At 47.7% G+C, this 7,077-nt stretch carries 8 protein-coding genes; 4 read left to right on the forward strand and 4 right to left on the reverse strand.

Going from position 1 to position 7,077, the window contains the following annotated elements; translation table 11 throughout:
• Positions 1-326 precede the first annotated feature (326 nt).
• Both QZP87_RS14650 and QZP87_RS14655 read left to right on the forward strand, forming a co-directional pair.
• Positions 327-953, forward strand: a complete 627-nt coding sequence (locus QZP87_RS14650) for a prepilin-type N-terminal cleavage/methylation domain-containing protein (protein ID WP_291323668.1) — start codon at positions 327-329, stop codon at positions 951-953.
• 668 nt (positions 954-1,621) lie between these two features.
• A complete protein-coding gene (locus QZP87_RS14655) occupies positions 1,622-2,077 on the forward strand; it encodes a hypothetical protein (protein ID WP_291323669.1) in 456 nt (151 codons plus the stop codon).
• 433 nt (positions 2,078-2,510) lie between these two features.
• Here QZP87_RS14655 and QZP87_RS14660 read toward each other — a convergent pair whose 3' ends face one another.
• From QZP87_RS14660 to QZP87_RS14670, 3 genes are all read right to left on the reverse strand, one after another.
• Complete coding sequence (locus tag QZP87_RS14660; protein ID WP_291323670.1) at positions 2,511-2,921, reverse strand: hypothetical protein; 411 nt, start codon at positions 2,919-2,921, stop codon at positions 2,511-2,513.
• A gap of 51 nt (positions 2,922-2,972) precedes the next feature.
• Positions 2,973-3,170 carry a hypothetical protein gene (locus QZP87_RS14665; RefSeq protein WP_291323671.1) on the reverse strand — a complete coding sequence of 66 codons (198 nt, stop codon included), beginning with the start codon at positions 3,168-3,170 and terminating at the stop codon, positions 2,973-2,975.
• Positions 3,171-3,648: 478 nt separating this feature from the next.
• Positions 3,649-4,053, reverse strand: coding sequence for a type II secretion system protein (locus QZP87_RS14670; protein WP_291323672.1), 405 nt, complete (start codon positions 4,051-4,053; stop codon positions 3,649-3,651).
• A gap of 726 nt (positions 4,054-4,779) precedes the next feature.
• Here QZP87_RS14670 and QZP87_RS14675 point away from each other — a divergent pair.
• Positions 4,780-6,069, forward strand: a complete 1,290-nt coding sequence (locus QZP87_RS14675; RefSeq protein WP_291323673.1) for an ATP-binding protein — start codon at positions 4,780-4,782, stop codon at positions 6,067-6,069.
• 281 nt (positions 6,070-6,350) lie between these two features.
• Here the strand turns inward: QZP87_RS14675 and QZP87_RS14680 are convergent, their stop codons facing one another.
• Positions 6,351-6,575 (reverse strand): hypothetical protein, encoded by a 225-nt coding sequence (locus QZP87_RS14680; protein ID WP_291323674.1) that lies wholly within the window; start codon positions 6,573-6,575, stop codon positions 6,351-6,353.
• Positions 6,576-6,661: 86 nt separating this feature from the next.
• On the opposite strand from QZP87_RS14680, the gene QZP87_RS14685 reads away from it, so the two are divergent.
• Positions 6,662-6,946 (forward strand): BrnT family toxin, encoded by a 285-nt coding sequence (locus tag QZP87_RS14685; protein ID WP_291323675.1) that lies wholly within the window; start codon positions 6,662-6,664, stop codon positions 6,944-6,946.
• Positions 6,947-7,077 lie beyond the last annotated feature (131 nt).

The raw sequence follows: 7,077 nt of genomic DNA on the forward strand, positions 1-7,077 counted from the left end.
CGCCCGGCATTGGGACTGTCCCTCGTGGGCGTTAATTCCAGATACATGCTTTTTTCCCTCGCAATGACCAATTTCGGCACATCGAAAAGTGAGTTGCGGGGACTGTCCCAGCTATGGTGCAGCATTCTTTTCTTATTACTTGGGTTGCGGGCGAAGCCCACATTAGCACTACAGCGACACTTTATTTAAATTGCAAGGGGACTGGCTTTTTTGCTGCCGGGTAGTGCGGCCGTTTTCCGATTTGATGTCGGCAAAAGTGCCTGTCCCCGGTGGCCGAGGCGATAATTTACACAAAGTGTCGCTGTAGTGTTAGAGAAGGATTTTTTATGCATGGCATTGAAGTATTTTCTGACAGGCCAGTCCACTCAGGCCGAAAAACAGGGTTTACCCTGATTGAAATGTCTGTTGTGCTGGTGGTGATTGGGCTTGTAATCGGCACCATAGTCCCGCTTCTGATTTCCCAGATCAGGCAGGAAAAGATTCGAGAGGTTCGAGAGGTGGTCCGCATAGCCAGAGATGAAATTGTGGGCTTTGCCAGGATGAACAAGAGACTACCCACAAGAAGTGAATTTTCATCACAGATTGGCCATACCATAGACCCATGGAATGAAGAGCTTTTTTATCTGCCTGCTGAAGGCATGACCAGCCCTGATAATCTCTGCGATGATATTGATTCAATAGCGGGCTTGAGCATTGAGGTCCCGGGAAGGGATCAGGATGTACTTAGAGCGGGATTTATCGTAGGCAGCAAAGGTGCAAACTACCAGTCAAATACATATTTGGGTGCCACTCTCATCAGGAGCTATAATCAGGGGGATGGCCTGAGCAACGAAGGTACTGAAGGGACTGTAATTGTTAAAAGCTATGGGGAAAATGACCAGGAAGACAATAAATATGATGACATTGTTGAGTTTGTGACTCTATATTATCTTGATAGCAGGGTGTGTCCCTGAATAGCGTTACTTGTTAATTGTCCCGAAAACAAGAAAATCTGTAATGGTTTAGCCCTTTTCTAAGGGAAGCAGGGGACAGGCACTCCCCCCTTCTTCAAGGTCCTTCGTGTACGGTCAATAAGGCCTTGATATACAGCATCAAGCATTCTGCCCCTGACAAACAAGAGGTTCCTGCTGTACTCAAGTTGATAACACGAGTACCGATAACGAAACCCGGACTTTTCCTGCTCCTGGGTGTCCAGTCCAAAGCAAAGACAGCAGGAGTATACCCAACGGTCACAGACTTCTTTCAGTCGCCCTATAGCGTGGTCACCACGCAAGGCATCTGCGATCTGATTCAAAGCCTGGAAATCGGAACCACCCACAAAACAGTTACCCTCCTTCAGTATCTGGGAGACAGTCTGTTTTCGGGCCTGACGTTCGACCCATTCGTGACCGTTGAGTATAATTTGAATTCCAAACGGAGGATGTCCACTCATTTTAATCGTTATATGTCCCCAGTCCGGATCTACAATATGAAAATGGTAATGGTTAACATATGGCCAGGGAGTCTTACGCTCAATATTCAATGCTCCCTTACTGTTTCTCTTGACATCCCATACCAGGGCCGGGGCCTTAGCTACAAGAATCAGGAACAACCCCTTAAAATTCGGATCAGCAGGTTGGTATTGTGGAACCAGCAGATGTTTACGTTCTCCAGTTTTGCAATGGATGATGGGGATGTTGCTCGTTTTAGCAAAACCGTGTACCCGGCGACTGAATTTTCCAGCCATACGTTGCAGATGATCCTGGGTCAGTGTTTCGTCGGAGCCGGTCAATTGTCTCCACCAGTGACGAAGTCCACCTCCTTGTTGCCCCAAGGGAAAATAACCATTGAGAACTATGCGATCTACACAGTCATACTGACCTTCCAACAAGCTTTGATAGTACTGGCTGAACTCATCTGCAAACTTCATCTCAAGCCTCCTCTCAATGGATGTTTTCTTGAATATGCAGTGAAAACTGGTAAAGGTCAAATGTTTATCAAAGGTTGCCCCGAAGGGGCCTCTTTTTCCGCGCAGGGTCGCGGAAAAAGCCTAGTGTCTTATCCATTAAACCTTGTCATGAAAAACAAGAAAATTTGAACCACTAAGGCACAAAGGACACAAAGGAAGAAAGTGCAAAGGGTTTTGGTTTTTCATTTGTCGGGAAGACCCAGTTAAACCCGCCCAGTTAAATGGCGGATATTAAACCGGGTAAATCTGCGACGGAGACTTCGTCTGTTTAACAAGGCAGGCGGCAAATGAAAAGGCAGCCTTTTTGAAACCGTTGCCCGGTTTACAAAAAATATCCACCTTGCTGTTTTAAACTTAGTGACCTTCGTGTCTTTGTGGTTCAATACTCTTCTTCTTTGGGTTGCGGGCAAAGCCCGCTTTAGTTAATCAGCATCCCGTATGGATCATCAGCGGACCCAGTACCTGCCCGTGCCGCTGATAACTTATACACTTTCAGCCATGCTGGAAATGTATAAGATAAGGCTTAAGTTGTACACTTTGTGCGTGGCTGAAAGTGTACAGGTTAGTCCATCAATGTATAATAGACATTGAACCCGGCGCTGTTGCCGCGGCTGTTCGCCAGCTCGCACATGACCATGTAATTGCCCGGTTGCGGGTTATGCTCCAGGTTCTGGATGTGATACCCCTCATAAGCCTTGGTAAAAGGGCTTTCCCCGCTGTTATAACCGCTAATGCCCTGGAGCAGTCCGGCAGCATCCCGGCAGTTGTGAATACTTAAGGCCTGGTCCGACCCGGTCAGGGCAGCGGCAAAATTGTTGGCCGAAGCCGCGTTCAGGCTGGAGGCCATGCTCTCAAGGCGGACCAGATGGATTTCTGACCTCAGATCATAATACTTCCAGGCCAGTGCGGCCGAGATTATGAGCATGATGACTATCAGGCCTGAGAAGCGCGGTTTTGTAACATGGTGTTGCATTGGATGCTGTCAGCTTATAAATAGCTCTGTAAGGGTGGTGACCAAAAAAGGTCAGTCCTGTTGCACCCGTCTGTATAAACGGAAAAAAACAGCGTTTCTGAACCAGACGCTGAAGAAAAACAGGTAGGTAAAACACAAAAAATTGATGATCATAAACAGCACGGTATTTCCTTCCAAGCCTTCTGTCCTGTCTGTCAGTACCAGGGTTGAAGCAATGGCCGCTCCATACACCGCATAAATAGCCCCCATTGCTTTTTGTCCGCGCTTAACTTCAACTTCAGCCTGGTCATGCTTTCTGATTAAAACGTCCATCATCAAAGAATAAATTAACAGAAAGACAATCGCAGCTTGAAAGGAAATGAATATATAAAAATCAGTGGCAGGCATATGTGATGAACCTAAGTTATCTATAGTTGCCGAAATTAATAATTTGTGGCCCGGTGCCCACTATTCAGTGCTCCATGACCCGGGCTGTAAGCCTGTGGTTTCGGAGGCGTAAAAACAAGTCATCAGTCAACTGCGACCCAGTTGGGTCATGAGTATTTTTGCTGACAAATGCCACAAAGGTACTTCCTGTTCTCATACTTGGGTTACAACGACAAAAAATGGGACGGAAGATAATCCGTCCCATTTTATGGCGATTGTGCAGCATCGGTCAGTTTTCCCGCCCAGGAAGAGAGCGTAATTATTCTTTCTCAGTACACCTGATTCCAGCGTAGAGCATGGATTAAGGTTCAGGGGCCACGAACTCTCCAGTCACTGAAGTACCTGCGTTCGGTGTATCTTCGGTTCCATCAACAGTTATTGTCCACGTTTGATCTTCGGCAGGGAGGATAGCTGTATCATCATCGGTGCATGTAACTGTCCAATCTCCGCTGTGTGATCCGACATTTTCGCAATTAGTACCAGGTGCTATTTCTTCGTCTCGCAGGAGATTCCGGGAGAGCGTCAGAGCGAACCCAGACTGATATCCTGCTAAAATGCCTTCAGCGGTTGCCACTTTCGCGTCTTCCTGAGCATCAAAAAACCTCGGCACAGCCACCGCCGCCAGGATGCCCAGGATGACTATCACAGCAATGATTTCAATAAGTGTAAAACCGCCCTGGGACTTTCTTGCTCTTACTTGTTCCATAACCAGTTCTCCTTTTTTAGGGTTAAAATGTTTCCTGTTCACGATTCCGGATTTCTTGCCAGTTCTGTGCCGAAAAAATAATGTGGCAAATAACTGATGTTGCAGGATAAATTTTTATAGAAATCTGGATTCATCAAAAAATGTTGATTTTAGAAGGCGGATCGAGCCGAAAACTTCATTTTTTGAAGCAATTTGATTGTGTGGAATGATGAGTGATGAATTGTAGGGAATGATAAGTGATGAATGCGGAATGATGAATTGGGGAAGAAGGCATAGGGCAGAGCGCATGGGGCATGGAGCAGAGCGCATAGGGCATAGGGCATAGGGCATAGGGCATGGGGCAGAGGCAGGGATTTAGGAATTGGGGAATTGGGGGATTGGGGAAGAAGGCATGGGGCGTAGGGCATGGGGCATAGGGCATGGAGCATAGGGATTGGGAGATTGGGGGATTGGGAGATTGGGGGATTGAGGAAACTCAGGCCAGGTGGGGACGATAAAATAATCAAACAGCTGATGTCGCTGCCATGCAGCTGGTCCCTGAGCCATCTTTTCAGGGATTCAAGCACAAGCACAATATTTCCAAGATGGTCAGTACATATTGTCCGGATTTCTTCATCGGAAGCGTCATGGTAAAAAAGTATCGTTCCCACGCTCTGCGTGGGGACAATAAGACAGGTGGTTGATTCATGTCTTGACTCAAAGAAAAAAAACAGTATTATTTTCTTCATGAGAAAGAAGGAGATACTTAAACAGATAATCAGGGAGTTTCACCTGCAGCCTGTTTTTGACGTTACTCCCAGGGATTTTCAAGTCCCCCTGGGCACCGGCAAGATCATAACAGTCATGGGAGTCAGGCGGTGCGGCAAGACATCCATCCTGCTGGATACGGTGAACAGGCTTGCCCGGTCCATGGACAGGTCCTTGATCCTGTTCATCAACTTCGAAGATGAGCGCCTGGACCTGGGCAGAGAAGAGCTGGACCTGATCATTCAGGCCTTTCGTGAGCTGTATCCGCAGCAAAATCCGGCCGAGTGCTACCTGTTTTTTGATGAAATACAGAACGTGGACGGCTGGGAGCGTTTTGTGCGCAGGGTGTACGATACCATTACCAGGAATATTTACCTGAGTGGTTCCAATTCCAGGCTGCTGGGTTCGGAAATCGCCACAAGCCTGAGGGGTCGCACCCTGGGCATGGAGGTGTTTCCGCTTTCTTTTTCCGAATACTTGCGTTTCCAGGGTCTGGAAGTTGACCTCTATTCCTCCAGGCACCTGGCCCTGCTGAAAAACGCCCAGGCCGACTTTCTGAATAATGGCGGTTTTCCGGAAGCCCTGGTTGTTGACAACAGGCATCGTACCCGGTTGCTCCAGGAATATTTCAACGTAATGCTGTATAAAGATATTGTGGAAAGATACAGGGTGCAGAACGTGGTGGCGCTCAGGTACTTCCTGAAAAGACTGCTTGCGTCCTCCACCAGGCAGCTCTCCATCAATAAGATCTACAATGAATTGAAGTCCGCCAATATAAAAGTCGGGAAAAACACCCTGTACGATTTTCTGGATTATGCCCAGACCGTATTTCTGGTCCGTACCCTCTACCCGTACGACAGATCCCTGGCGGCCCGGGAACTGGGAGAGAAAAAAGTTTATGCTATTGATACCGGACTTTACGATGCCGTGGAGTACAGGTTTTCTGAAGACACGGGTAAATCCCTGGAAAACGCGGTGTTCCTGGAGCTGTGGCGGACCGGGACAGAACTGTTTTTTTATCGCGGCGATAACCTGGAGTGTGATTTTCTGCGTATGGAAAGAGGCCGGGCCGTTGAGGCCATTCAGGTCTGCTTTGATCTAAGCGACCCCGAAACCCGGCACAGAGAAGTGAAGGGGCTGATGGCGGCCTGTACACGGCTGGGGCTGAACAAAGGAACAATCATCACCGCTGACGAGTTTCATCAGTGGAATGTTGAGCAACTGGAGGTGGAGGCTGTTCCGTTTTACCGGCGTTTCAGTCAGACGTAGTGATGAATTGGGGGGATGATGAATGATGAATGATGAATGCGGAATGATGAATTGGGGAAGAAGGCATGGGGCCCCAGTGAAACCCCTGTCTACGACAGGGAGCCCTTTAGGCTGTTTCACGGGGCAGGCATGGAGCATGGAGCATGGAGCAGAGCGCATAGGGCAGGGGGCATGGGGCATGGGGAAGAAGGCAGGGATTTAGGAATTGGGGGATTTAGGAATTTAGGAATTGGGGGATTGACTTTTCCGTGTCCTTCCGGGCCTGCCCCGTGTATTCTCCTTTAATACACTGGGGTGTTGCGCCTGCCCCGCCTGCCCCATGAAATGCACGAAGTGCCGGCTCTGCCGATTTCATAGAGGTGCTCAGCCTTGTGATGGTACTGGGTTGGGCGAAATTTCTTCAAAGAAGGTAGATCGCCGGCCTGCCTCGGATTGTGGTCCAGGGTGGCCGGGTTTCTGGCTCTTAAGGGGTTCTTGTTTTCAATCCCATATTGCCTTATTATCATAAGTAATCAACGATTATGGAGGTTTTGGTCTTGTATTTTCAACATACTGTTTGGGTGGGATAATTTTTTTGAAATCGAGGACAGGGATGCTCATTGATTATTTTATATGGTTGCCTGATATTGTAGAAAAGCTTATCGTTAAACATCATGTATCGCTGGAAGAGGCGGAAAGTATTTTTTTTAACAAACCGAAATTCCGTTTCGTTGAATGTGGTTACAGAAGAGGAGAAGATGTTTATGCTGCACTGGGGCAGACTGATGAGGGGCGTTATCTGATAGTCTTTTTCATCCGGAAGCCTGATAATGCCGCGCTTATTATAAGCGCAAGAGATATGGACAAGAAAGAAAGGAGACTCTATGAAAAAAAATGAATATCCACAAAAAACCAGCATTTCTCAGGCAGATTCTTTGGAAGCTGTCTCTGAATTCTGGGATACCCATAGCCTGGCCGAATACTGGAATGAAACCAGTGAAGTGCATTTGGAGGTCAGGGCAGAACAAA

This window comes from Desulfonatronospira sp., from assembly GCA_003563255.1.
Taxonomy (GTDB): Bacteria; Desulfobacterota; Desulfovibrionia; order Desulfovibrionales; family Desulfonatronovibrionaceae; genus Desulfonatronospira.